Origin of the sequence: Paenibacillus solanacearum (genome assembly GCF_910593845.1) — a bacterium.
GTDB lineage: Bacteria > Bacillota > Bacilli > Paenibacillales > NBRC-103111 > Paenibacillus_G > Paenibacillus_G solanacearum.
Genome location: NZ_CAJVAS010000040.1, coordinates 18,094 through 44,878 on the forward strand (window position 1 = coordinate 18,094; position 26,785 = coordinate 44,878).

Genomic DNA, 26,785 nt, shown 5'->3' on the forward strand with positions numbered 1-26,785 from the left:
CCCTCCATATGCTGTTTATAAGGCGGGCACTGCCCGCCTTACTTCTTGGCGGCGTTAATTTCCGCCACCTTCTTGTCGGCCATCTCCTGCGCTTCCCGGAGCGCCGTGTTGACATCCTTATGGTTCACGGCGATTTCCTTGGACACATTGCGAACGATCGTGCGGATGTCATCGTCATAAATCGTCGCTTGAGCGGACGGGGCCGCTTTGTACTGGAACAGATTCTCCAAATGCTTTCCTTGCAGCGCCTTGACGTCCTTGGCGAACTGCTTCAGCATTTCCGGGTCTTTCAGCACGGAGATGCGTCCCGTACGAGCCTGCAGCAGTTGAGCCTCGGTGGAGGTCGCCGCTTTGATCACCTGAATCGCCTGGTCTTTATATTTGGTTTGCTTCGTAACGAGCATGAACTGCACAGATTCGTGGCGGCCCATTTTTGCGTTTTCCGTAAAATTCGGTACCGTCACCAAATCCCAATTCGCCGCGTTGCCGTTTGCATCGGAGGTGAGAAACTGCAGCAGCATTTTGTTGTACCAATCGACGTACATGCCGATGACATGATCGTCGACAAACGACTTCGGCGCATAACGGAACGTGTTGTTCGGCCCGATAAAGCCGGGAATTTCGTAGCCAGTCTTCATCATGTCGAATATTTTTTTGTAGAAGGGCGTGTCGACCAATGCTTTGTTCGTTTTCGTATCGACGAACGGCTGGATGAACGGGCTGGCGTTCGCATCCGGGAAACCAGGCTCCCAGCCGATATACTGTACGCCGTTTTCTGTACGGGTCATTTTGCGGGCCAGACTAATCACGTCATCGTAGGTCATGTCGTTTGTCGGGTACGGCACACCGAACTTATCGAACAAATCTTTGTTGTAATACAATGCCGAAGCGTTGCGGCCGAACGGAACCGCCGTCACCTTGCCTGCGCCGAGGCCTTTGAGCGTTTCCATCGACAAATCGGTAAATACCGAAAGATCGAAGTTATTGGCCTTCAACAAATCGCCCATGTCGTAAGGAATGCCGAGATCCTTCATCGACATGTAGTTGTCGGAGCCGGAATAAATAATGTCCGGAATCGTGCCGGCGGCGATCAGTTTGGCGAGATTGCCCGCCGGGCCGAAGGAGAACTCAAGCGTGATGTTCGGGTATTTCTTTTTGACGAAATCGTAAATATACGTCTTGAACGTACCTTCGTCCATCTCCGCGACATGCGCGTAAAACTTCAGCGTGACCGGCTCGGCGGAGACAACGGGCTCCTTCGTTCCCTTAGAAGGAGCGGCCGGGGCGGTCTGGGCGGTTTGTTCGGGCGGAGCCGTCTTGTCGGCCGGCTTATCCGGCACGGCCGAGCTGCAGCCGGTAAGTGCGGTCATCGCAACGAGAGATGCCATAGCGTAAGGGGACAACCTCTTGATTCGGGTTTCCATGATCTCATCTCTTTGAATGTATCCAAACGGTCATTCAAATGCTTCCTCCGGCTGAGCCGATCGGAACCTTAAGGTCAGCCCTGCGGCAGGCCGTCTCGGAGCGCGGACGATGTCCGGTGCCGCCTCTCCCGCCTCCGTCATACGGCGCGCGAGCCGCTCTCCCTGTACCTGAGCGACCCCTTCGTACGCTTCGAGCCCGATCAGATTTGTCAGCTCGTGCGGGTCCGCCTGCAGATCGTACAAATATTGCTCCACATACCGGTCTGACCCCGTGTGCCCGTAGCCGTCCTTATCCGGGGCCGTTACGCCGTACTTCCAGCGCGCGGTGCGGATGGCCCGGCCGACCTGGGATTCGCTGATCTGGATGAACACGTCGTCCGGCCAATCGTCCCTTTCTCCGCGCAGCAGCGGCATGATCGAGCTGCCCTGCATATGCTCCGGCACCGGAATGCCGGCCGCATCCAGCAGCGTCGGCGGCAAATCGATCAGACTGACAAGCTCGCTCACCCTCCCTTTCCCGGTGAAGCCCGGGCCGATCAATGCGGTCGGCACGCGTATCGAGCTTTCATGGCAGGAGCGCTTGTATTCATCGTTGCGCGTCTGGAAATGGCAGCCGTGATCGGAGGTGAACAGCACGATCGTATCGTCCGCGAGCCCGAGGCTGCGCAGCGTATCGAGCAGCCGGCCGAGCGCCTCGTCCAGCCGCTTCACCATGCCGTAGTAGCCCTCCAGGTGCTGCGCGCTGCTGCCGCCGAGCGCCTGCAAATCCGGCGGCGTCCAGCGGCCTTCATACCGCTTGCGATAGCCATGCGGCGGCGGATAGTCATCGATATGGTTCTGGTGGTGCGGCTCCAGGTACGAGATGAACAGGAAAAACGGCTTTTCCTTGTGCCCATCGACGTACCGAATGGCCGCATCGGTCAAGGCGTCGACCCGGTAGCCGGGCAGCTTCACCTCACGGCCGTCGTTGTCGTATACGATCGCGTTGTACGAATCCGAGCAAAGCTCCAGCGAATTCGCTCCGAGCCAATACCGGTAGCCGCCACGCTGCGGCTCGGCCACCGCCTGGCTGCCGGCGTCGGCCAAATGCCATTTGCCGATATACCCGGTCTCGTAGCCCGCCTCGTTAAAATAATGCGCGAGCGTTCTGGCGTCGCCGTGCAGCGGAATTTTGTTGCGGTAGCAGCCCGACGTCGTCGGATATACCCCGGTTTGCAAAATCGAGCGGGCGGGCCCGCAAACCGGCTGGCACGTGAATGAATAATGAACGTCAGTCCCCTCACGCGCCAGCTCATCGAAATTCGGCGTCAGCTCGAGCGGGTTGCCATGCACGCCCGTGGTGTCCCATCTTTGTTGATCGGTAAAAAAGACGATCACGTTCGGTTGTTTGCCTTTTGAATGCTTCATACTCGGTTCCTCACCTCCGCTTGCTGACCACGTTCCGGGTCGCCGCGAATACTTACAGGACAGTATGCCTTCCCATTTCTTCATGGTTTCGTTCAATTGAGCCTGAGGAACATTGAAACCGCCTCGAGCAAATGGGTCATTTAATTAAAGAAATACAATATTGCCCGATTTCGTACCCCGTCTTGGCCATGATATCCTTCAAATGCTCGGGGAGCCGGTCAAATTCCTTGTGGGTCTCGTAGGTGAAGTCTCCAGCGTACCCGATTTCGGCTAGCACAGGCAGAAGTTCATGCCAATTGATGCTGCCGTGGAATGGAAACATGTGCTCATCCGATTTGCCGTAATTGTCATCCACATGGGTAGCCTTCAGCCGTTTGCCTAGGAGACGCAGTTCATCCCGCTGATCCGTAAAAATATAATTCGCGTGCCCGAAATCCCAGCATGCTCCGACTCCCGGATCATTGCAAGCATCGATAAGGGCGCACAAGTCCGAAGCTCTGCTGGCGAACCGTCTTTTCGTGGTTTCAATCATATTTTCAAATGCAATGCCGACGTTGTATTTCTTGGCGAGTTCCAGCGCCGGCGCATGAAGCTCTAAATTTTCCTTAATGATCGCATCCGCGTCGTAATCGGCCCCTTCTTTTCCCGGAGCGGGGTGCAGAACGGCCCATTTCACACCAAGGATAGAGCTTGCAATAATCGACCGCCTCATCATTTCGTTGTAAACCTCCAGCCGCTCCGCCGGCAATTCATCTGACCGGCGGGTGAACACAGGATGCGATTGGGTAAATACGACGCCTTCCTTCTCCGCTTCGTTGCGCAAGTCCTCGATCAGCTCCTGCCAGTCGTCGCGCACCAGATCGGTGCCTCCCCTGAACGCAGCGCAAAAATTGACGTCCAATACGTTGAAGCCTGCAGCCTTGCACCTTTGCATAGCTTCCTTATACGGCGTATATTCCCCGTTTAACCTGTATGCAAAGAAATTAGTTGACGTCGCCAATCTCATTTAAAACCATCCTTTCTGCGCGTTTAATTTAACGGGCCGCTCCAAGCAAATCCGTTATGGAAATCGTCTCTCCGCGGCCCGGGTAATACGCCCGTACACCTCTCGTATCCAGCAGCTTGCGGTGCCGCGTATGCACCGGCACGACCGCCTTCGGTCCGATGCCTTCGATCAGGTCGGATACCTCCTCGGGCGTCGCATGGCCCTTGTTGCTGACCGAATGGCCTTCGATGCCGTACGCCTGGAGGAAGCGCGCCAGACCCGCATGGTCGATTTTCACGCTGTAATCCGCCTGAATGAAGCTGGACGCCCCCGGTTTTGCGCCCTGCGCCTCCAGCTCGATCAGGTGGCCCAGCTCTGGAAACTTGAAGAAATAAACGTACCGCTCCTTGTGCCTGGCCACCTCGGCAAGCGACGTCGTTTCATAGGGCAACTTCACGCCGGCCGGAAGGGTGCAGTCGATGACGCGGATCTCCGCATTGAGCGCGGGGTGGTTCGCCAGCGCCCGTATGCCATCGCGCACGGAGGCGTACCATAGGGCCGCATGCGAGCCGTCCATGACGATTTGGCGTCCTTTTTCAAGGCCGATCTGAATCATGTCGGCCATCCGCTCGAGATCGCGCGGCGACATTTGCAAATACACGAGCCCTGCCGTCCGCTGCACAATGTCGGCGTACATCTCAAGCGACTTCGTTTCCTTCCGCGACGTTTGCGGCGCCGGATCCTTGCTGACGCGCGTCCCTTCGGTCATCAGCAGGTCGATGCCCTTGCGCCGGCACAGGTCGATGAACCGGTCGACCCGCTCCGGATGGCGGCCGTGTCGGCGCCAGTCGCCGGTGATCGCGATCTTATGGTCGGGGGTTTCGATGACGATGGCGGATGCGCCGACCGTATTGTGATCCATTTCGACGATTTGCACGGTAAATGTTCCGAAATCGATGACGCTTAAGTCGTCGCAAGGCACAATCGTTGCCTGCGTATCGGGATATTGCCCCGAATACACGATGCCGCGGTACAGCGAGCTGGTGTCCCGGTTCATATACACCTGAAGCCCCTTGCGGGCAAAAGGAAGCAGTGACATATGGTCTTGATGCATATGTCCGACGAACACCCCGATGCTCTTGTAGCGGGGGAACTCCAGATGATCCCACAGGCTGAGCATGGCATCTTCGTCCAGCCCTTCCAGCTGCGCCGGATCGAACAGTTCAGGCAGTGGCGGAGCCATCTTGCCCAGCAAGTATTGACGGATTTCCCGTCCGCGCGAAGGCGCGACCGGGTCATACAAGTTCAAATATCCGGGATCGAGCAGGCAGTGATGCGCCGTGCCGAAATCGAACAGCAGCGCTTGTTCCCCGCGCCCGAACAAAATTTGCACGCCGCCCGATTCGTCGGCGCCGCCGAAAAACGTCAACTGATCTACTAGCAAATTCATTCCTCCGTTTCTCCTGTTAGCGCTGCCGGGCTAAGCCGATCGGTTCCTCTGCGCCGAGGTCAGTTCCTCGATAAACCCCTCCAGTGAGTCGTACTCGATGTCCGGCGGATAAGCCGACGTATCCTTTTCGCCATACCATTTGAGCAGCACCGAGGTGGTCGCGGCGTTTTTCGCAGCCCAAATATCCGCCTTCGAATCGCCGATCATGACCGCCTCGGACGGTACCGAGCCGAGCTGCCGAAGCGCCTTCAGAATGCCCTCGGGCGCCGGCTTTTCCTGCGTCATGTCCTCCAGGGCGATGACCGTCTCGAATAGGCCGCCAAGCTCGGAATCGCGCATCAGATTGATTACCGCGTCCTTATGCTGGTTGGTGACGATGCCGAGCTTGTAGCCCCCCTCCTTAAGCCGCCGCAGTCCGGCCAGCACGCCGGAGAACAGTTGGGTGTTGTGCCGGTAGCCGCTCACTTTGGCGGCGATAAACTCGTCAACGGCTGTCCGATAGCCGGCGGCGTCGATCGCCTTGACCAGATCCAGGAAAATCGTGCCGAAATTGCTCACCACCTGCTCGTAGGTGTAGACACCCGGGTAATGCTTTTCGAGCGTCTGAAACTGCGTTTTCATCAAAAACTCGTGGCTGTCAAGCAGCGTCCCGTCCAAATCGAACAGCAGTGTTGTTACGTTTCCCAGCTCATGTTTTGCAGATGTCATGCGGTCCACTCCTCATCTTGTTATGACTATATTTTCGTTAGTCAATCCAGTTGCCCCATTGCCCCTTGGCCGGTTGATTCGCCGGAGGCGTGACCGAGCGGTACGCCCATGGGTCGTCCATTCGGCTTTGCCACGAGGCCAGCTCGCCGGCGAGCCTCTGCACGTGCTCCGCGCAGCCCGGATCGGCCGACAGGTCGCACGTTTCCGCAGGATCACGGCGGATGTTGAACAGCTGCAGCCGGTCCGTACCGTAATTATGCTCCTCCGGCCGGTAGTAGCGGATCAGCTTCCATTCGCCGTCGCATACCATGCGCTGCAAATCCTTGTACACGGCGAACACCGTATCGTGGACGGAGCTGCATTCCCCGCGGATGAGCGGAACGAGGCTTTGCCCGTCGACGGTGGTGGGAATTTCGACGCCGGCCAATTCGCAGACGGTCGGGAAAATGTCGAACTGGCACGTCACCGCGTCGATTTGCTTGCGTGGCGGCAGCCCTGGGCCGCTGACGAGCAGCGGGATGCGGATGCTGTGGTCGTACAGGTTTTGCTTGCCCATCAGGCCGTGCTGGCCGAGCGCCAGACCGTGGTCCGCCGTATAGACGACGATCGTATTGTCCAGCTCGCCCTTGTCGCGCAGCGCCTCGAGAATGCGGCCGATCCGGTCGTCCATATGCGTGATCATCGCGTAATAATCGGCGATATGCTGGCGCACCGAGTTCGGGTCGCGCGGGAACGGCTCGAGCAGCTCGTCGCGCACCGTCATTTCGCCGTTGTCGAACGGATGCCGCTCCATGAAGTTAGCCGGCAGCTCGATGTCGGCCGCATTGTAGCGCTCGGCGAATTCCTTGGGCGCCGTGCGCGGATCGTGCGGCGATGTGAACGCCACGTACATGAAGAACGGCTGCTCCCGGTCATACCCGCGGATGAAATCGACCGCCGCGTCCGCGAACAGGTCGGTGGAGAACGCTTCGCCGTAATACTTCGTTTCCTTCCTGTATTCGCCGGTCGGATCGAAATCGTAAACCGGCACCTGCAGATGATCGCTCATGCCGCCGAAAAATATTTTCGCCCCGTCATCGAAACTCTTGATGAAGCTTTGCCGATCGTTATGCCATTTGCCGGTGGCAAACGTGTAGTAGCCGGCTTCGCGCATGACCTGCGGCATCACTGCACGGTCGGGATTGATCGTCATCAGCCCCGGCCACTGATTGAGGAAGCGGCCCGCCGAGGCGCGCAGCGTGTGGGCACCGGTATGCAGGCACGCCCGGCTCGGCACGCAGACGGCCGGAGTGATGCCCCCGGTGATATAGGTAGTGCGGAACGCGACCCCGCGCTCCGCGAGCGAGTCGAGCACGGGGGTGATCACCTGCGCGTTGCCTGTCGCATGAATCGTATCGAAGCGCTGGTCGTCGGCGACCATGAAGAGGATGTTCGGTTTTTTTGCTGTCATATGTGTCATGTGCTTCCTTTCTATCGGCGTCTATGCGCGGCACGGACGCATATGGACCGGCTCGCTTCGCTCCAGGTCGTTCAGCAGCTCGATCAGCAGGCGCGCCTTGACCGCCTGGTACTCCGGCACATCGAACAAATTGTGCATCTCGCCGGGATCATGTACCAAGTCGTACAGCTCTCCGAAAGGCTCGCCCAGGTAGACGGCCAGCTTCCATTCCGGCGTAACCCAGCATTTGAACCGGATCCGATCCGGCTCCTCCTTGAACTCGATACGCACCCCTTTCCTGTCGAGCGCCGGCACGTTCCCCTGCAAACGATCCTTCAAGCTCAGTCCGTCGCGCTTCGTTCTATCCTCGATCCGTGCAAAATCGAGCACCGTTGGCAAAATATCGATCAACGACACGCAATCTTCCACTTCGCAAGGAGCAAAGCCGTTCGGATACCGCATCAGGAACGGAATATGGCTGACTCCCTCGTAGATCATCGGGCCCTTCTGGCCGATGCTGTGATCCCCGAGCATTTCCCCGTGATCGGTTGTAAAAATGAACAGCGTATTGTCGCGCAGCCCGAGCTCGTCGACCGCGACCATGATGCGCCCGAGCTGATCGTCCAGCAGCTGCACCATCGAATAATAGTAGGCGCGGGTCGCTCTTGTTTTCGCCTCATCCTGGAAATACGGTCGCCACGGCGCCTTGACGTTGCCGGCAATGACGAAGTTACCGTTAAAGCGGCTTTCAACCAGCTTGCCGTCCAGCAACAGCGGAATGTGCTCGGCGGGATTCGTTTCCCGCTCGAGATCGAATTCCGGCAGCGGAATGCTGGCGGGGTCGACCCGGTTGTGGAAGTCGGAAGGCAGCACGTGCGGGTGGTGCGGATCCTGGAAGCCGAGGTTCAGGAAAAACGGCCGGCTCCCGTCCTGCCGTTCGAGGAAATCGATCGCCCGCTCGGCAATCCAATGGCCATTGTGCAGCTCCGCCGGCAAATTCCAGTTCCCCGTGTCGTTGGCGTCCTCCGCGAACAGCCGGTCTACCTTCAGCGTCGCCGGATCGAACCCCTTCTGCCTCACCCAATGTTCGTAAAAACCGGTCACGCCAAACGTTGAATGCCCGATAGCCGGCTCGGCCGTCTCAAAGCCTGCGAAATCCCGCAACGGCTGGCCGTCTTCCGGCACTTTCCGGTTTTCCGGGCTATCGACCCAAAACGGATGCCAGTGCGCTTTGCCGATATGATGGGTGCGGTAACCGTTTTCACGGAGGTACGTGCTTAAGAATGGATTGTAGTCTGAGGTGAAGGTCCCGATGTTGTACGAACCGTGCCGGGACAGCTGCTGACCGGTCATCATTGAAACTCTGGAGGGGGTGCAGACGGTGCACGGACAATATGCCCTTCGGAAGGAAACACCCTCCTGTCCGAGTCTGTCCATGTTCGGCGTATTCATGAATGCGGAGCCGTGCGAGCGGATGCTGTCGTAGCGCTGCTGATCGGAGGTGATAAGAACGATATTAGGCCTGTCGGCTTGATGCATGCGTATTCTCCCCTTCATTTGACGGGTCGGCTTATCTCCAATTATGCTCGTTATTGCTCAACTTTGCAACTACATTTTGCGAAATGGTGGTAATATTTTTGATTCCAGTTAAATATACGGTTGTATTACGACATATATTCCTGTTTCGACCCAAACTGAGCAACAACGAGCATTACATCAATCATTAAAAAAGTATTAGTCGTCATATTCTTTTCAAGCATCTGCCGCCGAGTTCAATGAACTCAAAGAGGAGCTGTCCTTGGTGGCAGCTCCTCACTAATGTCCCCTTCAGCGCAGAATGAAAATCAAGCGTTTGGATGGTGCTCGGGTTGTCGGCCGATGACGGAGCCGTCCGCAAGACGCAGCCACGTCTCAAAGCTCCGCTCCCCCTCACGCAGACGAATCATGCGCGCGCCTCGCGGGAAGCCTTCTTTGCCGTAAGTGTTGTAGCCGGTCGCCCGGCCATAGCAAAGACGGATCCCGTGGAGTTCGCCCCAGTAATCGTTGATATGATCATGCCCGGCGAATGTGCCCAATACATCACCCATCTCGACCATCGAGGCAAATAGGCCCGAATTCACTCTTGCGCAGCACACATCCTCGAACTTGTTGCCGAAGCACACTGTGGTCTCCCACACCTCTTTATATTCAGGAAGCGGGATATGGAGGAAGGCTAGCGCCGGCAGTGTGCGACCGTTCATACGCGCGCGGAGCTTGCGTGATTCGTTCGCATACCATTGGATTTGGTCGTTGCGAATCCAGTCGTAACCCGGCACGCTCGGAGCCGGTGAATAAGCACCCGAATCGAAAAAGTACAAAGCCGCCGCAGGTTGATCATCGGAACCGTCGATATGCAGCGCGTAATTGCCCACTCCACTCAACAGATCATCGCCGTGCTGGGATACGGTGTGCTCATGCGATATGACAACGTCCATGAGCTCTTTTCTTGTAATCCTGTTCTCGGTATCGTGGTTGCCAAAGACAATCGCCCAAGGAATGCCGCGGAGTTCTGCCGCATGCACCGCTTCCTGCAATGCTTGAGCCGGCCTTTCGCAAATTGGCTTTCCCGGAGTAACGTTTCCGGTATAGATAACGTCGCCTGTAAATACGACAAGATCAGGCTTTTCCACATCAAGCACTGTCTCCATGAGCCGACGCGATTGTTGATCTTCAGCCCTTCCATCCATCCAATGAATATCCGTAAATTGTGTAATCGTAAAAGTACGATCATCGCGGAATGAAAGTTTATGTTTCATCATGATTGCTCCTTTAATATAGTGACTTACCTTGGAATGATGCATTATTTTCTTTTTTTATGTTGTTTCATGACTATTCTAAATCCATATTTCTCCTGCTGTCAATTATATTTCGAAGCATGATTCGAGATTGACATCGAGAAAGAGAGACCTTAAACTGATACAAAACAACATGAACAGTCATGAAACAATTTAAATAGTCAATATACCGGATTGTTATTAGGAGTGATCGCCATGAAAGTAGACTTTCATTTTCACCTAGAAGAAGGGCCGTATTCTTCGAGATGGGTACAACGAACCGCCAGTGCTTTGGAAAAAGTGCACATGGCCAAGATAAGCACCGGCAAGGATTCTCACACTTTAGCATGGGCGGAGCAATTTGTCGGGATCCTGAAGCAGCGAATGGATCAAGGCTGTTTTCATGAAACGTGGCTTGAAACTTATTTCGAGTTGGGAAAACAACGAGGTATAGAACGCTTCGGTTTGGTCGATCATGGCTACCGCTTCACGGAATTTCGCGATTATTATGAAAAGCACCTCATTCTGGACAATTCGCCTGTCGGCAAGCTGCAGCAATATTGGCTGGATCGCGTATGTATCGGCTCCATCGAGCCCTTCATAGCTGCGGTAAAAAAAGCGCAGCAGGCCGGGTACCCGGTGTCGTTAGGATTGGAAGCAGATTATTTTCCGGGTGGAGAGCAGGAACTTGGCGAATTGCTTTCGAAATACGATCTGGATTATGTCATCGGCTCGGTACATTTCCTTGATGGCTGGGGGTTCGATAATCCGGAGACGGAGGATGTATTCAAGGAGAAAGATTTGCCCCAGCTGTATCATCACTTTTTCGATACGGTTAGTGGAGCGGTCGCAAGCGGGTTGTTCGATATGATAGCGCACCTGGATAATTTGAAGGTGTTTAATTATCGGCCGGACGAATCGGTGCTTCTGCCTATGTATGAAAACATCGCTGTGGCGCTGAAAAGAGCGAATGTTGCGACAGAGCTGAATACGGGACTGGCTTATCGCTACCCGGTCAAGGAAGCTTGCCCGAGCCCGTCTTTCCTCCAAGTACTCAAGAAGCACGAGGTGCCAATTACACTCAGCTCAGACTCTCATTTCCCCGACGATATCGGCATGCTTCTTGATGAAGCAATCGAGCTGTTGAAGCATGTGGGCTATAAGGAAATCGTATATTTCAAGGATAGACAGCGAGTTGTCGTGCCACTATAATGAATTCGCTTCCAAGCCATTGACGGCAGGAACCAGCTCCCTTCTATAAATGTACAAATTGAAACATCACCACTCCGCCATCACTGGTCATCTCAGGAGGCCTAGCATGTCATTAACATATGAAGATCGCAGGATGACGATTTTAAAACAGTTAGAAATCGAAGGAAAGGTGCAGGTGCATCATCTTTCGCACCTGCTTGGCATTTCAACAGAAACCGTGCGCCGAGATTTGGATCGGCTGGAGAAGGAAGGCAAGCTTCGCAAAGTTTACGGCGGCGCTGTAAAAATGCGGATGGAGCTTGTCGAGCCGCCTTTTCTCAAAAGATCGCAGATGATGATGAAGGAGAAAACGGCCATCGGAAAACTGGCGGCATCTCTTGTTCAAGACGGTGAAACGATCATGCTTGATAACGGCACGACGACCATGGAGATTTTGCCCCATTTGAAGGATCGAGCGAATGTAACGCTGATCACACATTCGGTTCCGATTCTAAATCTTGCCCTTGAGATGTTCAAAGGAAAAATTATATTCGTCGGCGGGGAAATGAATGTCGATTATCAATCGGCGACGGGATCACTGACGGATGAACTGTACGACCAATTTAAAGTGAATAAAGCGTTCCTAACCGTCGGTGGCATTACATTGACTGAGGGCATTACCGACTTCCATCTGGCAGAAGCGATAATATCGCGGAAGATGATGCGTCGGGCAGAGGAAGCGATTGTGGTGGCGGATCACTCCAAATTCGGCGTATCTACGTTTGTCAAAATCTCGAGGCTTGAAGAAATCTCGATGCTGATCACCGATCCGGGCTGCCCAAACGAATGGATCGATTCGATTGAAGCACTTGGCATCGAAGTGCGGATTAGCAATTGACACGCACCTCCACTGGGGATCTTTCCTCCGTGGAACAATGAAAAAAAACGGCTCTGTTCGCATCTTGCGAAAGGGCCGTTCTTCACTTTCTATGATCTGTTTACCGTGAGGAAGTCAAACCAGCAATTCGCGGCACATGGACCGAAGACGTTCCTCGTGTTCACCTATCCACCTGCAGAGAGCTGCAGACTTCATAAGCTGACTCCGCAGCACGTCGGCCAAATCCAGCCCGCCCACATAACGTTCGGTGAAATGAAGGAATACATCCAGCCTCCTCAGCTTGATAAGCGCGGGAAGTGCTTCGGCTTCCTCACGAGTCAGCTTGTGCACGTTTCCATAGCCTGAGAGAAGAGTTTGTACCGTCTCCCATACGCTTGAATCGCCAGGCTGAAGCAGCTCACCGGTTATAACTGCCAATTCCATGGCACGCAGATCGAACGTCACGAACTCAAAGTCGAGCAGCCCGATAATCTTGTCACCCTCGGCAAGCGCGTTATCGAAGACGATGTCGCCGTGGATTAGCTGATGCGGGAGCCCGGATAGCTGCGGAATGAGCTCCTGGAAAGACCTCACCTCGCCGATCAGGAATTCGGCTTCTTCTCTCAATCCCTGTAGCGCCCGATCCGGAACGGGCTTTTCCATGATCGATCGCAACGCATCCATGGCTGTCGGATAGTTGTCTTGAAGCAGATAATATGGTTGATGACCAACCAAACCTTCCGCCATCTCGACCGCTGCCAAAGCTTCGATGAGCGCGCCGCTCGTCGCGCCGATCCCTTCCACGTGCTTGAGAATGCCGGGATCGGGCCGTCTGCCCTCGATATAGTAAAACAGTGACGCCAGCTTCCCATCCGGTCCCGTAACGAAAGTGTCAGCTTCCCCTCTTGTCCGAAGCACGCGCGGCGTTTGGAACGGTAATCCCAATCGCTGCAGTCGTTCCAATATGCCATGCTCGAACCGCAGCTTGCTCTCATCGCAATGATTCTCATACACGCGAAGCACATATTTACGGGTGCCCGCATATACGAATCGCGTCGTATTGTTCATCCCGCTTAACTCAGACCGGATCTCGACAGGACCGCCTAAGTCGTACTGAGCGGCGATCGCTTCGAATATGGTCGGTTCGTTTGTCGTCCCCATCCCGTTTCTTACCTCCGCTCTCTCTATCGAATGGATACCTTGATTCTGCGGTATATGTTCAGTTTACATACACAGCCATCGACGTCAACCTTAATTCACTGCATCCAGACTGCAGCCTCATCAAAGCCTGACCGAACGTTTTCATAATATACAGCAGAAGGGCAATATGATAATATCTCATTAATACCGGATTTTTCCACCAAGTTGAAAGATCCTGCTCCGAGAGGGGGATGCAGAAGCACGCCTTATTGTTTTCCCGTATATCGCTTTGTGGACTTGAGAAATGGTCGATACCGCTGCCTAATCGCTGTTGAATTCGCTGCCGATTGAAAAATCATTGCCGAATCCAAGAAGGGGGCAATCTCGAATGAAGGAATTTCTCAGAACTACAGTTTGTTTCTTCGCCGCTTCGTTTGTTATAACCGCTATTACGGCATGTGGAAATACAGGCAATATCGAGGGCAGTACGTCGTCCGATCCCCCCGGCAAACAAACGCCCGATGCCTCCCCGCCCAAGCCTGTAACCGTTACGATGTTCAACCAAAGCAACGGGATCTCGGACGACCGGCTTCAGCAATTTATCCTAGAACCACTCAAACAAAAGCTGCCTCACGTAACTTTCGAAGTAGTGAAAGACGCAAAAGGCTCGACGATGGATGAACTGGTGGCCACAGGCAACTTTACCGACATCAATTACGGCAGCAACCCTCAATTCCCCCCTTATTTGCTCAAAGAACTCCAATACGACATGAACGATTTAGTCAAAAAGCATAATCTCGATCTGAACCGGTTCGACTCGACTTTCATCAACGCCGTGAAGACCTTCGACGACAAGGGAAAGCTGTACGCGATCCCGTTCTCGACCAATTTGGGCGTGCTCATTTACAATAAGGATATATTCGACCGGTTTGGGGTGGCGTATCCGAAAGACGGGATGACTTGGGACGAAACGGTAGAGCTGGGCCGCAAGCTAACCCGCACCCAGGATGGAATCAACTATATCGGCTTTGATCCCGGCGTCGCCACCGATATCGGTCAAGCGCTCTCCTTGTCCTATGTAGACACCAAATCGATGAAGGCATTGGTCAATAACGACCAATGGAAGAAAATATTCGACATGTTGAAGCGAGCGTACGCAATTCCCGGATTCGTGAACGCGGGAAAATACGATTATGGTACTGGCGGCTTCATCAAAGACCACAACGTTGCCATGCGGCCGATTTGGGCCTTGCAAATCATGAACGCCAAAGCGGATCTAGCCAATGTGAACTGGGATGTTGTGTCGCTGCCTAACTTCAAAGAGGAATTAGGCCAGGGACGCGAGGTCGACATCCATATGCTTGCTGTTTCGAACGTTAGCAAAAATAAAGACGCCGCCATGGAAGTGATTAAAGCGATCACTTCCGATGAAGTTCAGCGGCTGATGAGCGAATACGGCACGCCTACGGTGATGAAGAACGAAGAAATTAAAAAGGCATACGGATCCAAACTGCCCGAATATAAAGGCAAAAACGTTCAAGCGTTCTTCAAAACAACGCCTCGCGTCCCCCATGTCATTACGAGATATGATGCGACCGTTCGCACGGAAATCAATAACGGAAGAAAAGAAATCGCTACCGGGGACAAGGACGTAAACACCGTTATTCGAGAAATTCAGGAGAAAGCGGATCAAAAGCTCGCAGAAATGAAATGATCATATAAGAAAAACCTAGCCTTCCGCTAGGTCCTTGTCGAAACCCATAGACGGTGCCTGGGCATGCTATCTAATTAGACCCGACTGCTCGTGCAGTTCTCTTTATTATGTCTCCTCTCTTTATGTATTATTTGTTAAAAGAAATAGGGCCGCTGCAGGCCCAAGGATTAACTAACTGTCGATCAAATGATGTGCCGTCCGATTGGCATAGGGCTGAAAGATGGCCACATACCCCAAATAGATGAACATACAAACGGATGTGGTCAAAAAGCCCCAGCCTAACGTCAACTGATCAAGCAGCAAATAGTTGTTGCACAATTGCTCCGGAAAATTAACATATAACAGTCCCATGCCCAAATATTTCACTGCGAAAATGCTAATGAGCGTATGTTTTCCTTGCAAGCCGAGTCTGCCCCAACTGTCTCTGAGCGAGATTCCAGCGATAAAAGGCAAACTGAGAAATTTAAACCATTCCGCGCTCTGTAGGGTCAAGGTCTCATCCATTGTTTTGGGAATGGTCCAATACACCATAATCAAGGTAAACAAAAGAATGCCAGGAATCCCGTTGTGATTCCACTTGGTGAAGAATGCCGGATATCGTAATTGGAATAATCGTGCCATCAAACATCCAGACAATACAAGCAAAGGCATCTGCATATGCATGTGAACAATCATGATGGATTCTAATAAACGGGCAACGGGAGGCAGGGCCAGAACAATCAACAGCACCAGTCCCAACAAAAATTGTCTCATCGCTCTCCCTCCCTCTCCCCGCCCAGAAGGCTTGTCACCTTATGCGCCGCTTCATCAGGCTTCCTGTAATCCATCACATCGGTAAGAACACCTTGCCGGTCCAGAAGATAAAAAGCTGAATTATGGGCCAGATTCCCGTATCCATCCGGAATCACAATGACGCCTAACGTTTGTAACAGGGAATCTAGCTGTTTCCGGTCCGGGATGGTAGCAAACCTCCATGTTTCTCCGTCGCTATTGAAGTGGACGCCGTATTCCTTCATCTTAGCCGGGTCATCCCTGTCCGGATCAAAGCTGATGCTCAAGAAGACAATCTCTTTACCGAGATATTCCGGCGGTATCAAGCTATACACCTTCGCCATGTTCATTTCTAGCAGCGGACAAACCGATGTGCAGGATGTGTATAGGAACGTAATGAATACATACTTACCTTCAAATTCGGATATGGAATATTCACGCCAGTTGCTATCCCTAAATCTAACATCAGGGAACAGCGGCTTATCCTGGACCAGCTTCTTAATCCTTGCAGCTTCTGCTGTAAATGTACTAAACCCATCGGTTCCGACACCCAATAGGATCAAACCGAAGATAAGAACAATGAAGATCGCTAGGACACTACGTCGCGGTTGAGTCATAATGATCACTTCCTATCGATAGTCAAGGGAATCGTCCTATTTCCTGAGTGCCCCTCGACGTTAATTGCATTACCAGGTCTTATACGGCGGAGATCCCGGAGGCGCATTTACGATCATTTCGGTAATCGGAATGACATAGGCCATCGCAACTACCAGCAGCATAACGATAATCCACAGTCCCCAACGCTCAGTCCAATACGGCGTTTGCGATCCATCCTCCTCTACTTCCGCAATTGGGAATTCCGTTTCTCCTTTCGGGGCATAAAACATCATATAAACGACTGCATAAACTTGTATAATCACACCGACCATTAACAAGGTTCCGCCAATCGCAAGAAGCATTAAGTAGGGATCCCATCCTAAAGCTACCGCATGGTCAAAATACGTAGTATAAGAGGTTCTTCGCGGAGAACCCTGTAAACCTACCCAGTGCATGGCTCCGGACATAAATAACATCCCAACTGTCCATACCCAGGTTTGGATAACACCAAGTTTATTGATTCCAGGCGTTAATACACGTTTGGAGATGTACGGAACCAGCCAATAGCTAATACCGAAGAATGTCATCACGACGGACATTCCTAACGTTAAATGGAAGTGTCCAACGATCCACATGGTATTATGAACAACCTGATCTAATTGATTGGTGCTTTGGGCGATCCCTCCTGCGCCAGCCGGAATAAAAGCAAGCATGGCAATGAACGGAGCTAGGAAGCGAACATCGCCCCATGGCATCTTTTTGTACCAACCCAATAGCCCCTTTCCTCCTTGATTCCGGGCTGTACGTTCGAATACGGCAAACAACGCAAAGGCCGTCATGAGAGAAGGGAAGCCAATCGCCAAGCTCATAAATACGTGCATGAATTTCACGGCCTGCGAAATCCCCGGGTCAATGATTTGGTGATGGAAGCCTCCGGTAATGTTCATCACGACTAAAGCGATAATTACGACGCGAGTCAGTGTGTCGCTCCAGCGTTTGCCGCCGATGATTTTGGGGACTATAACATACCAAGCCGAAGTAGCCGTTAAGTACCATATATTCACCAAAGTATGCCCGAACGCCCAGAACAGGGTTCGTGACAGCATGACATTGATCGTCTTCACCCAGCCCAATACCCAAGGAATAATCATAAAGACTTCTATCGCAACGGGAATCAGAGCGAAAAACAACAGGACAAACACACCGGTTGCGAAGTAGGAAAGAATCGGAAGATGCTGTCCCTTATGCTTCTTCCTCCAGTACGCGACCTGGATAAAGGCTCCGATGCAGCAGAGCCATACACCTACGACGATGAATACAAGGCCAAAATAAAATACCGGATGCGCCGCTAGCGGCGGATAGAAGGTATACATAACCGATGCTTCATTCATCAGGATCGGAATGACAGCCAATACAAATCCGACAAGCTTCAAGTAAAACCCTGTCCAAGCCCATGCTCTTACCTTTGGAAGGAGCCCCTCCAACGTATGCGACATACCTGCATAAAAGTAGCCGATCGTAAAGAATGCCGAAAGCACCACAATTAATAAAAGGCCATGCGCCGTCAGGACTTGATAATAGTTGAGCCAAGAGGGCAATTCGAGCAAGCCTGCACGGTTTAATCCTTGCAGCAAGCCCAAGAACCCTCCGAGCAATAAGGCGGCAAACGCGACAAATACATAAGATTTGGATAACCCCGCATCCTCTTTATTGATTCCAAAGTGTATACTCATGTTGAGCCCCCCTGTTTATAGAACCGTTATGGTTGTACTCATGAATTGGTGGCCCCCGCCGCAATATTCGTTGCATAGGACTAGGAACGAACCACGCGTATCGAAGGTCTGTGTAATTCTTTGAATATGTCCCGGCATGACCATCGCATTGGCATTGGTTCCCGCAATTTGGAAGCCATGTACAACATCTTTGGATGTCAGCACGAAGTGCACAGTCGCTCCGACCGGTACTTCAATCTTCGAAGGGGCGAATCCGAACGCTTGAAGTGTCATGACCACTTCATATTCATTCTCACCGATCTTCTTCATGCCAGGCTGATTGAATGGTGCTGTTTGATCGACCTTCTGTGGGTCGATGATTTCCTTATTGCTTGGCGGCCCCATACTTAAGGCAAAGGTTTGGTAACCCGTTATAAGCATAAAGATCATAATGATACCAAAACTTAAGGTCAGCCATATTTTCTCATCCAGATGCATCTTCATTGCCTTCTCCCCCTATACTCTGCTCATATAAAGCCCGAAAAGGACCAGATACGTTAGTAAAATAACCGCGCCAACGACGCTTAAGGACAGCCATGTTCCTATTCGCGATCCGCGCCCCGCTTCTATGATCTTTTTCTCCTGCTTACCGCTCATTGGTTATCATCTCCCTTTAATTTCATAGGCCTATTTTAATTGAGAACCATTATCACTTTTGTGTTTGGGATCACATAAAAATAATTCTTTTTATTCCAGCGTGGCGATGGAAAAAAAAGGCCGATTCACAACATATCCGAATAACCGGCATATGTTGAAAATCAGCCCAATGGATCGTTTAAAGCGGTAATGTAACAATGACCATCAGTACAAATAAAATCATGATATAGTTTACGGAATAAAGAAACATAATTCGCGCCCAGCGTTGATCATCCTTCGTAATAAAGCCGCTTAACGCGATTCCTATCCAAATGACGTTAAGAAGTACGGCAACGATCATGAACGTTTTTCCGATAGATGCCAAGTAAAAGGGTAACGGAAATAAGCAGACCGCATAAACAAGCACATGGCGTTTAGTTACCGCAATACCGCGAACTACCGGGAGCATAGCAACCCCTGCAGCCTTGTAGTCATGATATTTCCGAATGGCAATCGCATAAGTATGCGGCATCTGCCAAATAAACAAAATCAAAAACAGCACGATAGGGACCTTGTGAAATCCCGGTTGTATAGCAGTCCATCCCATGAAGGGGGATACGGCACCCGAAATACTTCCAATAACCGTATTGATCGTATATTTGCGTTTGGACCACATGGTATACAGAAATACATAGGAGAACCATCCGATCAAAGCATAAATTGACGCTTCTACCGTGGTGAAAAGCAATAGAATGAAGCCTGAAACCGTACAAAAAATACCCATTATTAGGACTCTATTCAGCGAAATACGGCCGGTAACTGTTGGACGGCGTTTCGTTCTATCCATGATCGTATCAATATCCACGTCGTACCAGTTGTTTATGACAAGGGCTCCAGCCATAACAAACGTACTTCCGGCCAGTGTTAGGATCAATACATCCCAGTAATCCGTTATATGCAAATCCATAAAGTGTAAGGCTAGCCAAAAACCCGTAAACACTGGCACTACATTGGCAATCAAGACATTGGCCTTTAGCAGCAGTCTCAGATCGGTCAATAGTCCTCCGTTTTTGGGCGCTACACCATTCCGGTAACCCCTTTTCATTCCATCACTCCCCACCTCGTTGAAGCCGAGACATTTTCCATATCCAATCCCAAATCGTTGAGCAATAACCATCATACCATTATCAGGTTTTAGCAAAACGTGACACAAATCACGTTCATCATCATTTGTATTTGCTAGGATAATCATACGAATTTGTTCTTCATCAATACCATTCTAAAGTTAGGAGATGGAGATCGATCATGAGCGAGCTGATTAATAACCGTGAGCAATCCATTCCGATTGATCCATCGTCGGATCGTTTGTCCTTATTATTTGATTTATTCTCAGATTTGTATAACGGAGCACCGGTAGAGCATATTAAAAGTCAGTTTATACACAGCCTAGGAAAGATCACTGGAATTTTCCCAAAACATCGGACCTATCCAAACGATTGAAGGGGAAAAACGTATCCTTTTCTGAAATCCAAAGAACGGACCCCTAATACAAATAAAAAAAGAAGGATCGGTTTTTTCGACCAGGTCCTTCTTCTCTTTGAGGTCCAACAATGATAAATCCGGAAAATACTATATTTCAAGCGATACTTATTTATTCAATAATTCATTATGACCAAAGCGAAGTCGTTTTAGTCCTGAGCCGCGGTTTACTTTTTCTGCGCCAATTTATCCTGGATCAGCTTATTCATTTCTTCGTCCGCTTCGCGCAGCGCCGTATTCATATCTTTTTGATCGATAATATATGCATTGAACGCTTTGGAAAGCACTTTATCGACGTCTCCGTCTGGCAAATATTTAAACGGCGTCATCACGGCGAACTTCAGCTTCGTCATGACACTCAAATTTTTGCCTTTGAATTCTTCGATACCCTTGCCGTATTCTGATTTCAGCTTCTCGTCTTTGAGCACCGTCATCCGACCGTTCCTCATCATATCGGCCTGTACCTCGCTCGAAAGCAGCGTATCGAGCACAAGGAAGGCGGCATCCTTTACTTTGCTCTGCTCGGTGATCGACAAGATCGGCGAGTCCAGCCGCTGTCCGATACCCGGCGCTTTCCGGTGCTGCGGGTACGTAACCATATCCCATTTCAGATCCGGCGCTTTCTTGAGCGAATTGAGCAAGTTGCTGTGGCTGGCGATCATGGCCAGCGTGCCGGATACGAAGGCGGTCTGGTTTTTGCCTGCGTTCGGCACGGCGAAATCGCCTTCGGTCAGCCCGGGCATTTTGAATAAGCTTCCCCATATCTGAAACGCTTCACGCCACTGCTCCGAATTCAGGAGCGATTTGTTCGTATTAAAATCGGCAAACGGAATGGACAATTGCTGCTGGATCCGTCCGATGCCATCCGGGAATACGCCGCGGTACATGACGCCGTTGTCAAGACGGTTGAATTTTTTGGCGATCTCTACGACTTCGTCCCAGTAGATGCCGTCCTTCGGATAAGGAATGCCGAATTTATCGAAAATGTCTTTATTGTAGAACAAGGCGAATGTGTTCGTATACGCGGGCAGACCGGCTAAATAATTTTGTCCGCCGGCAATTTTTAGCGTCTGCAGCGCTTCGTCGGAAAAACGCCCGGTATCGAACTTATACTTTTTCATGAGCGGTTCCATATTGTAGACCATTTTGTTATCGGCAAGCGTGCTGCCCATTGGCCCGGGATAGCTGGCGACAATATCCGGAATATCTCCGGCAGAGATTAAATCCGCCAGCTTCGAGGACGTGTTATACCGCTCCACCGTAATTTGCGGATATTTCTTTTTGACCGGATCGACGATATACCGCGCAAATTCTTCCTCGGAGAACATGCCTCCGCTGGCAAAAATTTTGACGGTGACCGGATCTTTGCTGAGCTCGGCGTTTCCTTGAGCAATGTTTACATCTGCAGGCGCTTTGGGTGCGGCATTACAACCAACCAGTGAAACGGTACAGCATAACGATGCGAACCATAAAGACGATTTCTTCATTTCAGACCCCCCCTATGCTTTTTTCATGGCGGCGAAACGGCGGCACGGCTCTTGCAAACGATGGCTTGCGCAAGCTATGCATGTGAACGCTTTCAATTTTAAGCTTTAAAGAACAGTACTTTCTATTCGTTAATTGACCTTTTCCCTCACCTTCCTTGCATATGGTGATATTGCCTCGATAAAAGCTTTCTACCTATCATCATAATCGTTAATCCGGCTGAGGAGAATGCTGAAAAATCATATGTTTTTGCTCGATTCTCAACATTCTCCACATCGGTCTCCTCTTACCCGAATCCCTCAGCTACAAGCTCCGATGGTCGCCGTACCCGCCGGCGCCACCTCGAGCATATGGATCAGTGTGACGATTCGCTACGATCTCTTTTCTGTCGAGTAGTAAACTAAGGCCGCCAGTGGCAGTGCCGTTCCAATCCAGGAGGTAACATCCCAACCGCCATAAGCGTATGACAAACCGGCTATGAAGGAGCCTATCGCTCCGCCGACAAAGAATATGGACATGAATAATCCATTTAACCGGCCTCTTGCTTCGCTTCCCAAGGAATAGATGGCGCGCTGCCCCAGAACGAGATTTCCCGATACGGCCATATCCAGCATAATCGCGGCAAGCACGAGTAGGACGAGATCCGTTGTCGAATTACTTTGAAAAAGATACGTCAGCATAAAGGATATAGCGGCAATCGCCATCGCCAACCCGGTCAGCAGTCGGGTCCAGCCTTTATCCGCCAGTCTTCCAGAAATCGGCGCCGCGACGGCACCTCCCACGCCAGCTAAGGCAAATAACGCGATGCCCTGTTGGGACATTCCGAAGCGATCGGTCAATTGCATGGGGATGGCCGTCCAGAAGAGGCTGAACGCTCCGAACAAGCAAGCTTGATAGAACGCCCGGCGACGCAAAATGGGCGTATCCTTGAACAGCTTCCCTAAGGAGACGATCAATTCGCGGTAGCTTGTTGAAGAAGTCGGCCTGCGCTGCGGAAGAAGCTTCACCAACAAAATCGTTAAGACAGCAATCAGGATGGCGGACATTGCGAAGACGGCTTGCCATTTCCACATGCTGGCGATGAAGCTGGCCAGCGGCCGGGCGAACATGATGCCGAGCAGAAGCCCGCTCATGACGTTTCCGACCACTCGTCCGCGCTGCTCTTCAGACGCCATATAGGTGGCGAAGGGCACCAGGATCTGGGCGACAACGGAACCTAGCCCGATTAATAAGGAGGCCGTCAGGAACAGCGGCGCATTGGGGGCGAATGCGGCTGCCAGCAAGGCCACGAACAAGGCCGCGAGCAATAGGGTCATAAGGCGTCGGTTCTCGATCAGGTCACTGACGGGAACGATAAACAACAGCCCCGCGACATAACCGATTTGTGTGATCGTAACGATAATACCGGCTGCTGCAGAAGACAGACCCGTGGAAACGCTGATCTGCCCTACCAAGGTTTGAGCGTAATATAGATTGGCCACGATAAGACCGCATGCAGCTGCCATCAGAAAGACCATGCCGCTCGAAATCCGTTTATTCTCTCTGACTTGTTCCTTTTGCATCATCATTCTCCTCCATCGCATTGAAATAAATACTAAACGTTTAGTTTATTAATTCCCATGACAATAATATATACTGAACGTTCAGTTTTGTAAATAGGTGATTTTATTATTAATTTTTTGTATAATGAACGTATCGTTTTTAATTTCGAATGCGCGTTTTACCGCGCGAAGGGGAGTTATACCGGTGAGTGCCAAAAGAGGACGTCCACGCAATGTCGAGACAGAAAAGTCGATCCTGAGCGCGTCTTACGAGCTTTTGTTGGAGAACGGATTCGGAGCCGTCACGGTCGAGAAGATCGCGGAGCGCGCCGGCGTCAGCAAGGCGACGATTTATAAATGGTGGCCGAATAAGGCGGCCGTCGTGATGGACGGCTTCCTCTCGGCTGCTTCCGCCAGACTGCCCGTCCCAGAAACAGACTCCGTCCTGCAAGATATTCTCGATCATGTCAAAAACGTGACCCGGTTTATGACGAGTCCGGAGGGCCAAATTATCAAAGAACTGATCGGCGAAGGGCAATTCGACTCCGGCCTTGCGGAAGCTTACCAGACCCGATACATTCAACCTCGGCGGCTCGAAGCGAGACAGCTGTTGGAGCGGGGCGTTCGGCACGGAGAATTGAACGAGGATCTCGATATCGAACTAAGCATTGACCTTCTGTACGGCCCCATCTTCTATCGGCTGCTGGTCTTGGGCGATCCGATTGACGATCATTATGTGGAAAGACTGGTCAGCTATTCGTTTGCGGGAATACGTCTTCGAAATATATAGCTAGAAGACGAAGACTTCACCCTATAAAAACAAAAAAAGCCGCTATTATGCGGCATGTTCAATTGCGAACATTCTTTATTACGCATCATAATGAATGCTGTAATGTCCCATACGCGTATTGTAAAACCCCGTACTGTATTCGATGACCTCGCCCCTGTCGTCATAGGAATAACGAAATCTTTGCAATAAGGCGGTTCCGCCGGGAACGCCCAATATCTCCTCGACATGCGCTGGAGCCGTAGCAACTGCAAACTCATCCCGAAACTTCTCCAGCGATATGTCATGTTCTTCAATGAGTCCGTATAAGGACTGTTGATTGAGATCCGCAAGTTCAATCTCTTCCAGCAAGGGCGTTAAATAATGGGTGTAATAAATATAGGGCTTGCCGTCCAGACGGTAAATCCGTTCGATAAGGAGACAACGCTCCCCGAACAAGCGGTGAGGCTCCGTCCCCTCTTCATTGGTTACGACCTTCGCTTGCAGCAGCTGCTTTTGAATTTGGCGGCCTTCTTCGACCAGCACTTCTGTGAACCGCTTCCACTTGGACAGCTTGGAGGCGGACGTGTTGCGAATAACCGTTGTTCCTTTACCGCTGCTCTTTTCCAGATATCCTTCTTGCGCAAGCTCTTTAATCGCGTTTCGCACCGTAATTTTGCTGACGCTGAATTCCGCTTCCAGCTCCGGCTCCGAAGGAATGTACATCCCCAATGGATATACGCCGTGCAGTATGCGATCTTTAATAATATTTTTGATTTGCAAATATAACGGCTTGTTCCTCCGAGATAGCTTCATCGGCTTTCACTACCTTTCTACATCGCCCAATGCTTCTGTCATGATCCGGAGTATGTCGCTCTCGGATGACATCGGGGTATCGCCGGCCATCGTATGGGCCAGCATACTTGCCGCTACCGCAAATCCGACCGTCTTTTCGGGAGAAAATTGCCTCGATTCCCCGTGGACGATCCCGCTTGCGAACGCATCTCCCGCTCCTATTCTATCATAGACCGAAAACGTGAGTGATTGCGAGAAAGTGAAGGCATCCTGCTTCAGCATAAACCCTTGCAATACATGGGAGTTGTCGCCGTTAATGGAGCGGTGCGTACCCGCGATGACCGGAATGTTATATCTTTGCGCAACCGCCGGCAGTAATTCCTTTACTTGTTCGTGGCGCGATGCCTTGTCTGTTTTCATGCTGAGTACATGGATGGCGTCTTTTTCATTCATCATGACGATATCGGCCAAATGCAGCATGTCTTCTATATGAGGCTTCGCTTTTTCATAGCCGTTGTCCCCCCAAAGCGAAGGGCGATAGTTGCAGTCGAAAACGATGGTTCCACCTTGTGCTTTGACTGTTCTCGCAAACCGCTTCATGAGCGACCTGACCGAATCGTTCATCGCCAGCGCGATCCCGCAAAAATGAGCGATATCGACGTTTTTGGCAATCGTCTCAAAATCATACGTTCCTTCCGGCGCCGTGTTAAAGCTGCTTTCCTGCCGGTTCGAATAGGTAACGCGACCGGGTCTGACCCCAAAACCATTCTCCAGAAAATACATGCCTATGTAATTCCCGCCGCGGACGATGTGCTTCTCCGTGATGCCCAGCTTGCGAATGAAAGAGATGGCCGCATCTCCTACGGGATTCGCTGGAAGCCTGGACACAAGATACCCTGTATGCCCGAAGCGGGCAAGCGCCGATACAACGTTCACGCCCGTGCCTGAAAACGAGTAGTGTAATGTACTCGCCTGGGACAATAATTCATACCCGGGCGTCTGCAAGCGCATCATGACCTCGCCGAAAGCCGCGATCCGCTTAACCATAAAGATCGACCAGCTTCTTCGTTTTGATGAGCAGCTCGCTTACGTCTCCGACCTTCGTTTTCCCCGTCTCCGGATCGATAATCGAGGAATAAACGTGAGGTATAATCTGCGGCACCTTCGCTTCCAGCGCAATGCGCACAATGGCTTCGAAATTGTGTTTATCGATTCCCCCGGTCGGCTCGAGCGCAAAGCCCGTTTCGCCGCATGCCTGTGCTACCGCCCTGAATTCTTCTTCACATTCCAAACCTTTCATCGGAAAATACTTCAAAGCGTTGCCTCCCATATCGCGGACAAGCGCGATCGCGGCTTGGACCGGTACGATCGCTTGCTCTTCCTGCGCGGCGCTGGCCGGTCCGGTCGAAATGTTCACATAACCGACGCGTCCTGTAGGAGACACCAGACTGTTAATCCAGCTTTCATTGCCGCCAAGATTGGCGCGGGTCGCCCCTACCGCAGGAAAGACCTGGTTAATGTGACTCCCCGGGTAAAGCTTCGCAATTTCCGCGACGACTGCGGCTTGGCGGTTATCGCCCGAGCCGAGTCCTATGGACACCGCTTCGTCGACGGCCCTGCCATATTCCTTCATCGCTGCTGCAGCTGCTTCGACCGTCGGATAAGCTTTGGACAGCACGCCGACCAAAACAAAGCCTTCCGCGGCTTCAAATACTTCTTTGGCGTTCTCAATGCTGTTTGCCAGCACATTCAAGGCCACACGGTTTTTATAAAATCGTTTCGATATGCTGGACATC

General features: G+C 51.7%; 24 protein-coding genes. 5 read left to right on the plus strand and 19 right to left on the minus strand.

Annotated elements, in window-relative coordinates; genetic code table 11:
* Positions 1-38: 38 nt before the first annotated feature.
* The 8 genes from KXG62_RS27425 to KXG62_RS27460 form a co-directional block, all read right to left on the minus strand.
* The gene (locus KXG62_RS27425) at positions 39-1,424 is read right to left on the minus strand and encodes an ABC transporter substrate-binding protein (RefSeq protein ID WP_218095218.1); all 1,386 of its coding nucleotides are present in this window, start codon (positions 1,422-1,424) and stop codon (positions 39-41) included.
* A gap of 30 nt (positions 1,425-1,454) precedes the next feature.
* Positions 1,455-2,831 carry a sulfatase family protein gene (locus tag KXG62_RS27430; RefSeq protein ID WP_218095219.1) on the minus strand — a complete coding sequence of 459 codons (1,377 nt, stop codon included), beginning with the start codon at positions 2,829-2,831 and terminating at the stop codon, positions 1,455-1,457.
* 136 nt (positions 2,832-2,967) lie between these two features.
* Entirely contained in the window at positions 2,968-3,837 is an 870-nt protein-coding gene (locus KXG62_RS27435) for a sugar phosphate isomerase/epimerase family protein (protein ID WP_218095220.1), read from the minus strand.
* 28 nt (positions 3,838-3,865) lie between these two features.
* Positions 3,866-5,266, minus strand: coding sequence for an MBL fold metallo-hydrolase (locus tag KXG62_RS27440; protein ID WP_218095221.1), 1,401 nt, complete (start codon positions 5,264-5,266; stop codon positions 3,866-3,868).
* Positions 5,267-5,296: 30 nt separating this feature from the next.
* Positions 5,297-5,974, minus strand: coding sequence for an HAD-IA family hydrolase (locus tag KXG62_RS27445; RefSeq protein ID WP_218095222.1), 678 nt, complete (start codon positions 5,972-5,974; stop codon positions 5,297-5,299).
* 37 nt (positions 5,975-6,011) lie between these two features.
* Positions 6,012-7,424, minus strand: coding sequence for a sulfatase family protein (locus KXG62_RS27450; RefSeq protein ID WP_246627667.1), 1,413 nt, complete (start codon positions 7,422-7,424; stop codon positions 6,012-6,014).
* Positions 7,425-7,454: 30 nt separating this feature from the next.
* Entirely contained in the window at positions 7,455-8,951 is a 1,497-nt protein-coding gene (locus tag KXG62_RS27455; RefSeq protein WP_218095224.1) for a sulfatase family protein, read from the minus strand.
* Between the two features lie 305 nt (positions 8,952-9,256).
* A complete protein-coding gene (locus KXG62_RS27460; RefSeq protein WP_343223528.1) occupies positions 9,257-10,210 on the minus strand; it encodes a metallophosphoesterase family protein in 954 nt (317 codons plus the stop codon).
* Between the two features lie 231 nt (positions 10,211-10,441).
* Between KXG62_RS27460 and KXG62_RS27465 the strand changes: the two genes are divergently transcribed.
* Positions 10,442-11,437 carry a PHP domain-containing protein gene (locus KXG62_RS27465; RefSeq protein ID WP_218095225.1) on the plus strand — a complete coding sequence of 332 codons (996 nt, stop codon included), beginning with the start codon at positions 10,442-10,444 and terminating at the stop codon, positions 11,435-11,437.
* A gap of 106 nt (positions 11,438-11,543) precedes the next feature.
* Complete coding sequence (locus tag KXG62_RS27470; RefSeq protein ID WP_218095226.1) at positions 11,544-12,314, plus strand: DeoR/GlpR family DNA-binding transcription regulator; 771 nt, start codon at positions 11,544-11,546, stop codon at positions 12,312-12,314.
* Between the two features lie 114 nt (positions 12,315-12,428).
* Here the strand turns inward: KXG62_RS27470 and KXG62_RS27475 are convergent, their stop codons facing one another.
* Positions 12,429-13,454 (minus strand): phosphotransferase, encoded by a 1,026-nt coding sequence (locus KXG62_RS27475; protein WP_218095227.1) that lies wholly within the window; start codon positions 13,452-13,454, stop codon positions 12,429-12,431.
* 367 nt (positions 13,455-13,821) lie between these two features.
* On the opposite strand from KXG62_RS27475, the gene KXG62_RS27480 reads away from it, so the two are divergent.
* Complete coding sequence (locus KXG62_RS27480; RefSeq protein WP_218095228.1) at positions 13,822-15,147, plus strand: ABC transporter substrate-binding protein; 1,326 nt, start codon at positions 13,822-13,824, stop codon at positions 15,145-15,147.
* A 171-nt stretch (positions 15,148-15,318) separates the two neighbouring features.
* On the opposite strand, the gene KXG62_RS27485 is transcribed toward KXG62_RS27480, so the two are convergent.
* The 5 genes from KXG62_RS27485 to cyoE form a co-directional block, all read right to left on the minus strand.
* Complete coding sequence (locus KXG62_RS27485; protein WP_218095229.1) at positions 15,319-15,900, minus strand: hypothetical protein; 582 nt, start codon at positions 15,898-15,900, stop codon at positions 15,319-15,321.
* A complete protein-coding gene (locus tag KXG62_RS27490; RefSeq protein ID WP_218095230.1) occupies positions 15,897-16,535 on the minus strand; it encodes an SCO family protein in 639 nt (212 codons plus the stop codon). The genes KXG62_RS27485 and KXG62_RS27490 overlap by 4 nt, the downstream gene beginning before the upstream one ends.
* A 69-nt stretch (positions 16,536-16,604) precedes the next feature.
* Positions 16,605-18,248: a cbb3-type cytochrome c oxidase subunit I gene (locus KXG62_RS27495; RefSeq protein WP_218095231.1), complete on the minus strand. Its 1,644-nt coding sequence runs from the start codon at positions 18,246-18,248 to the stop codon at positions 16,605-16,607.
* 15 nt (positions 18,249-18,263) lie between these two features.
* Positions 18,264-18,731: a cytochrome c oxidase subunit II gene (locus tag KXG62_RS27500; protein WP_218095232.1), complete on the minus strand. Its 468-nt coding sequence runs from the start codon at positions 18,729-18,731 to the stop codon at positions 18,264-18,266.
* 331 nt (positions 18,732-19,062) lie between these two features.
* Positions 19,063-19,968, minus strand: a complete 906-nt coding sequence (gene cyoE, locus KXG62_RS27505) for a heme o synthase (RefSeq protein ID WP_218095244.1) — start codon at positions 19,966-19,968, stop codon at positions 19,063-19,065.
* Between the two features lie 200 nt (positions 19,969-20,168).
* On the opposite strand from cyoE, the gene KXG62_RS27510 reads away from it, so the two are divergent.
* Positions 20,169-20,363 carry a hypothetical protein gene (locus KXG62_RS27510; protein ID WP_218095233.1) on the plus strand — a complete coding sequence of 65 codons (195 nt, stop codon included), beginning with the start codon at positions 20,169-20,171 and terminating at the stop codon, positions 20,361-20,363.
* 206 nt (positions 20,364-20,569) lie between these two features.
* On the opposite strand, the gene KXG62_RS27515 is transcribed toward KXG62_RS27510, so the two are convergent.
* On the minus strand, positions 20,570-21,889 hold the full coding sequence (locus KXG62_RS27515; RefSeq protein ID WP_218095234.1) for an ABC transporter substrate-binding protein: 1,320 nt from the start codon (positions 21,887-21,889) through the stop codon (positions 20,570-20,572).
* Positions 21,890-22,258: 369 nt separating this feature from the next.
* On the minus strand, positions 22,259-23,449 hold the full coding sequence (locus tag KXG62_RS27520; RefSeq protein ID WP_425517381.1) for an MFS transporter: 1,191 nt from the start codon (positions 23,447-23,449) through the stop codon (positions 22,259-22,261).
* A 184-nt stretch (positions 23,450-23,633) separates the two neighbouring features.
* Between KXG62_RS27520 and KXG62_RS27525 the strand changes: the two genes are divergently transcribed.
* On the plus strand, positions 23,634-24,218 hold the full coding sequence (locus KXG62_RS27525) for a TetR/AcrR family transcriptional regulator (protein WP_218095235.1): 585 nt from the start codon (positions 23,634-23,636) through the stop codon (positions 24,216-24,218).
* A 78-nt stretch (positions 24,219-24,296) separates the two neighbouring features.
* On the opposite strand, the gene KXG62_RS27530 is transcribed toward KXG62_RS27525, so the two are convergent.
* The 3 genes from KXG62_RS27530 to dagF are packed head-to-tail and all read right to left on the minus strand — an operon-like array spanning position 24,297 to position 26,784.
* Positions 24,297-25,010, minus strand: coding sequence for a GntR family transcriptional regulator (locus tag KXG62_RS27530; RefSeq protein ID WP_218095236.1), 714 nt, complete (start codon positions 25,008-25,010; stop codon positions 24,297-24,299).
* A gap of 9 nt (positions 25,011-25,019) precedes the next feature.
* The gene (locus tag KXG62_RS27535; protein ID WP_218095237.1) at positions 25,020-26,036 is read right to left on the minus strand and encodes a sugar kinase; all 1,017 of its coding nucleotides are present in this window, start codon (positions 26,034-26,036) and stop codon (positions 25,020-25,022) included.
* A complete protein-coding gene (gene dagF / locus KXG62_RS27540) occupies positions 26,029-26,784 on the minus strand; it encodes a 2-dehydro-3-deoxy-phosphogluconate aldolase (RefSeq protein ID WP_218095238.1) in 756 nt (251 codons plus the stop codon). The genes KXG62_RS27535 and dagF overlap by 8 nt, the downstream gene beginning before the upstream one ends.
* Position 26,785 lies beyond the last annotated feature (1 nt).

What these genes read in the sequence shown, in the direction of transcription:
- KXG62_RS27425 (WP_218095218.1), bottom strand. Translation starts at nt 1,424, where the DNA reads ATGGAAACCCGAATCAAGAGGTTGTCCCCTTACGCTATGGCATCTCTC.
- KXG62_RS27430 (WP_218095219.1), bottom strand. Translation starts at nt 2,831, where the DNA reads ATGAAGCATTCAAAAGGCAAACAACCGAACGTGATCGTCTTTTTTACC.
- KXG62_RS27435 (WP_218095220.1), bottom strand. Translation starts at nt 3,837, where the DNA reads ATGAGATTGGCGACGTCAACTAATTTCTTTGCATACAGGTTAAACGGG.
- KXG62_RS27440 (WP_218095221.1), bottom strand. Translation starts at nt 5,266, where the DNA reads ATGAATTTGCTAGTAGATCAGTTGACGTTTTTCGGCGGCGCCGACGAA.
- KXG62_RS27445 (WP_218095222.1), bottom strand. Translation starts at nt 5,974, where the DNA reads ATGACATCTGCAAAACATGAGCTGGGAAACGTAACAACACTGCTGTTC.
- KXG62_RS27450 (WP_246627667.1), bottom strand. Translation starts at nt 7,424, where the DNA reads ATGACAGCAAAAAAACCGAACATCCTCTTCATGGTCGCCGACGACCAG.
- KXG62_RS27455 (WP_218095224.1), bottom strand. Translation starts at nt 8,951, where the DNA reads ATGCATCAAGCCGACAGGCCTAATATCGTTCTTATCACCTCCGATCAG.
- KXG62_RS27460 (WP_343223528.1), bottom strand. Translation starts at nt 10,210, where the DNA reads ATGATGAAACATAAACTTTCATTCCGCGATGATCGTACTTTTACGATT.
- KXG62_RS27465 (WP_218095225.1), top strand. Translation starts at nt 10,442, where the DNA reads ATGAAAGTAGACTTTCATTTTCACCTAGAAGAAGGGCCGTATTCTTCG.
- KXG62_RS27470 (WP_218095226.1), top strand. Translation starts at nt 11,544, where the DNA reads ATGTCATTAACATATGAAGATCGCAGGATGACGATTTTAAAACAGTTA.
- KXG62_RS27475 (WP_218095227.1), bottom strand. Translation starts at nt 13,454, where the DNA reads ATGGGGACGACAAACGAACCGACCATATTCGAAGCGATCGCCGCTCAG.
- KXG62_RS27480 (WP_218095228.1), top strand. Translation starts at nt 13,822, where the DNA reads ATGAAGGAATTTCTCAGAACTACAGTTTGTTTCTTCGCCGCTTCGTTT.
- KXG62_RS27485 (WP_218095229.1), bottom strand. Translation starts at nt 15,900, where the DNA reads ATGAGACAATTTTTGTTGGGACTGGTGCTGTTGATTGTTCTGGCCCTG.
- KXG62_RS27490 (WP_218095230.1), bottom strand. Translation starts at nt 16,535, where the DNA reads ATGACTCAACCGCGACGTAGTGTCCTAGCGATCTTCATTGTTCTTATC.
- KXG62_RS27495 (WP_218095231.1), bottom strand. Translation starts at nt 18,248, where the DNA reads ATGAGTATACACTTTGGAATCAATAAAGAGGATGCGGGGTTATCCAAA.
- KXG62_RS27500 (WP_218095232.1), bottom strand. Translation starts at nt 18,731, where the DNA reads ATGAAGATGCATCTGGATGAGAAAATATGGCTGACCTTAAGTTTTGGT.
- cyoE (WP_218095244.1), bottom strand. Translation starts at nt 19,968, where the DNA reads ATGAAAAGGGGTTACCGGAATGGTGTAGCGCCCAAAAACGGAGGACTA.
- KXG62_RS27510 (WP_218095233.1), top strand. Translation starts at nt 20,169, where the DNA reads ATGAGCGAGCTGATTAATAACCGTGAGCAATCCATTCCGATTGATCCA.
- KXG62_RS27515 (WP_218095234.1), bottom strand. Translation starts at nt 21,889, where the DNA reads ATGAAGAAATCGTCTTTATGGTTCGCATCGTTATGCTGTACCGTTTCA.
- KXG62_RS27520 (WP_425517381.1), bottom strand. Translation starts at nt 23,449, where the DNA reads ATGCAAAAGGAACAAGTCAGAGAGAATAAACGGATTTCGAGCGGCATG.
- KXG62_RS27530 (WP_218095236.1), bottom strand. Translation starts at nt 25,010, where the DNA reads ATGAAGCTATCTCGGAGGAACAAGCCGTTATATTTGCAAATCAAAAAT.
- KXG62_RS27535 (WP_218095237.1), bottom strand. Translation starts at nt 26,036, where the DNA reads ATGGTTAAGCGGATCGCGGCTTTCGGCGAGGTCATGATGCGCTTGCAG.
- dagF (WP_218095238.1), bottom strand. Translation starts at nt 26,784, where the DNA reads ATGTCCAGCATATCGAAACGATTTTATAAAAACCGTGTGGCCTTGAAT.